General features: G+C 72.4%; 4 protein-coding genes. 2 read left to right on the forward strand and 2 right to left on the reverse strand.

Annotated features, from left to right (window positions below; all coding sequences use genetic code 11):
* Positions 1-31: 31 nt before the first annotated feature.
* Together FNX44_RS25955 and FNX44_RS25960 are read right to left on the reverse strand one after the other, a co-directional pair.
* The gene (locus FNX44_RS25955; RefSeq protein WP_143651416.1) at positions 32-229 is read right to left on the reverse strand and encodes a hypothetical protein; all 198 of its coding nucleotides are present in this window, start codon (positions 227-229) and stop codon (positions 32-34) included.
* 240 nt (positions 230-469) lie between these two features.
* The gene (locus FNX44_RS25960) at positions 470-1465 is read right to left on the reverse strand and encodes a LuxR C-terminal-related transcriptional regulator (RefSeq protein WP_323369676.1); all 996 of its coding nucleotides are present in this window, start codon (positions 1463-1465) and stop codon (positions 470-472) included.
* 131 nt (positions 1466-1596) lie between these two features.
* On the opposite strand from FNX44_RS25960, the gene FNX44_RS25965 reads away from it, so the two are divergent.
* A complete protein-coding gene (locus tag FNX44_RS25965; RefSeq protein ID WP_143651417.1) occupies positions 1597-1854 on the forward strand; it encodes a hypothetical protein in 258 nt (85 codons plus the stop codon).
* A 150-nt stretch (positions 1855-2004) separates the two neighbouring features.
* Positions 2005-2448, forward strand: a complete 444-nt coding sequence (locus FNX44_RS25970; protein WP_228450248.1) for a hypothetical protein — start codon at positions 2005-2007, stop codon at positions 2446-2448.
* Positions 2449-2565 lie beyond the last annotated feature (117 nt).

Raw genomic sequence — 2565 nt, forward strand, 5'->3', positions numbered from 1 at the left:
GCCGGGGGGCGGCTGACAGGGCGCTGAGGCGTCAGCTCCAGCCGGCGCTGTCCTCGGTGGCGGTGGTCGTGGAGTTGTCGCCGTCCGGGCCGGCGGCGTGGTCGGTGTGGGAGGTGACGGCCGGGGCGCCGGTCTGTCCGGCGGCGGCCGGGGTGGCCGCCGCGCCCAGGGCGACGACGGCCAGCACCGTGACGGAAGCGGTGGAGAACAGGGCGAAATGGCGGAACACGGGCATACTCCTGCGCGGATCGAGTGGGTTCGGGTCTCGCCCGGCCGCCGTTCTCGTGAGCCGTTCTCGTAAGCCGTTCTCGTGAGCCGTCCCGGCCGGGCGAGACCCACGTTGCCGCAGTAGCGGAGGCGTGCGGAAGGGGATCGGGCAGGCAGCAACCGCCATGGCAGGCTCATGCCGAGGGCAGGCTCATGCGAGGGCAGGCTCATGCGGGGGGCAGGGCCGGCGCACGGCCCTGGCTCACGTCGGTGGCAGCCAGCCGCGCCGCTCGGCGAGGATGCCGGCCTCGAACCGGGAACGCGCGCCGAGGCGGCTCATCAGGCTGGACATCATGCGTCGCCCGGTGCGGACGCCGATGCCGAGCTGTCGGGCGGCGACCTCGTCGGTCAGGCCCTGGCCGAGCAGCCGCAGCAGCTCGCGTTCCTGGCCGGTCAGGCCCTCCTCGTCGCGTTCCCGGTCGCCGTCGGTGCCGAAGGGAGCGGCCCGTCGCCACACCTCGTCGTGCAGCGCGGCGAGCGCGCTGATGATGCCGGGGCCGGAGAACTGCACGGCGCCGGCCGCGCTGTTGTCGGGATCGACGGGCAGCAGCGCCGCCGTGCCGTCGAACAGCACCATGCGGATCGGCAGCACCGGCGCGGTGCGGACCTGGCCGCCCGACTCGGTGAGCCACTGCGCGTACCGGAACGTGTCCTGGTCGTTGCGCACGGAGTCCTGGTAGAGCGTGCGCATCGTGACGCCGCGGTCCAGCAGGGCCTCGTCCAGATGCCGGGAGGCCTCCAGTTGGGCCCGCGGTTGGGCGCCGCCGGGGTGGAAGGAGAGCAGCCGATCGGTGCAGGAGTGGGTGAGGCTTTCCAGCCGGTCCTGGATCTGCTCGATGGATGTCAGTTCCTCGTACCGGTCACCGTCACCGCCGCCGGTCGGGGACCGGGACTCCATGAGCTCCAGCACCGCCGCGCGCCCCGCGGCGAACTCCTCCTGCACGCGCCGTACTTCCGCCTCGCGGCGGGCGAGCAGGAGCTGGACGCCGACGTCGAGGCCGACCGGGCGCAGGATCGAGGAGTCGGCGAACTTGGGTCGCAGCAGTCTGAGTTCGGTCAACCGGTCCAGCGCCGCGTGGACCTCGGCGTCGGGCAGGCCGACGTGGGCGCCGATCTCGGCGACTCCCCAGTCCGGCTCGTCGAGCATGACGCGGTAGACGGCCTCGGACGCGTTGTCGACCCCGAGTGCGGACAGCACAGCACACACCCCCGTGTTGCTTGTTGCGCGCCCGCCGCGATGATGCCACGCCCGGCATGTTCGTGCCCAGCCGGTTCCTGCCACGGGCGGCCCCTGCCGCCGCGGCACCCGCCGCGACAAGTCTGGTCGGCATGCGCATCCCTGTCGTGACGATCACCGACGACCGCCGTGCCGCTCCCCCGCCGCCGGGCCTGTCGGACATCCTGTGGGCGCTGGCCAGCCCACGGGACGGTATCGAGCACATCCACGTCGCCCCGGCGCCCGGACGGGCGCTGATCACCTACTTCCTGCGCGCAGCCGACGACCACACGGCGCTCGGCACCGCCCGCCTCGTCACGGACCGCGCGATCAGCCACTCCCCCGCGCTGCGCGGCTGGCGCCGGCTGTGACCCGTGGACGTGAACGGCGCGGGCGCGGCGTTGGCCGACGGTCACTCAGAACAACCGAACGGGTGATTGTGGGGCGCGGTCGCCGCTGAGCACCCTGGTACGGGGGATGGGAAGGACGTCATCTCGCCAAGTCGGAGGAGTTGCCGGAACATGCGTGCGTTCAGGGGTGCCCTCGGCGTTGTGGCCGCCGGTGCGCTGACACTCGGGATGACCAACGCGCCCGCCCATGCCGCGGCCGGGTCGGCGACCGGCGGGGTGGCGGGGCCGAACGCCTACGTGCAGCGGTGCACCAACCTCGGCAACGGGGACCTGTGCATCGACGTCACCGGGAAGGCCGGCCGGCGCGGCACGATCGGGGTCGGCTACTGGAAGAGAAGGGGCGACTCGGTCCACGTGCGACTCGGCTGGCAGAACACCACGGGTGGCAAGGCCAACTGGAGCAGGACGGTGCACGGGCCACTCCTGCCGGGCATGAGCACGGGGACCGAGAAGTGGGGAACGTACCTCGCGCGCGGCTGCGTCTTCCCGCTGCTCGAAGTCGTAGGTCGCGGGAACCCGACGCTCAAAGGTCGCGAGGTCTGCGTTCCCTCCTGAGCCGCGGGCCACGGGTTCGCGGGCCTCGGTTCTCTCCCGCAGCTCGCTCCGACCGGCCTGTGGATAACTCGGGCGGTGTCGGTGGTGGGGTGCACCTGTCTCTTATACACAACTGAC

Origin of the sequence: Streptomyces alkaliterrae, assembly GCF_007097205.2 — a bacterium.
Lineage (GTDB): Bacteria > Actinomycetota > Actinomycetes > Streptomycetales > Streptomycetaceae > Streptomyces > Streptomyces alkaliterrae.

Bases quoted from the DNA above. Each gene is read 5' to 3' on its own strand.
- FNX44_RS25965 (WP_143651417.1), top strand. From the start codon at position 1,597: ATGCGCATCCCTGTCGTGACGATCACCGACGACCGCCGTGCCGCTCCC.
- FNX44_RS25970 (WP_228450248.1), top strand. From the start codon at position 2,005: ATGCGTGCGTTCAGGGGTGCCCTCGGCGTTGTGGCCGCCGGTGCGCTG.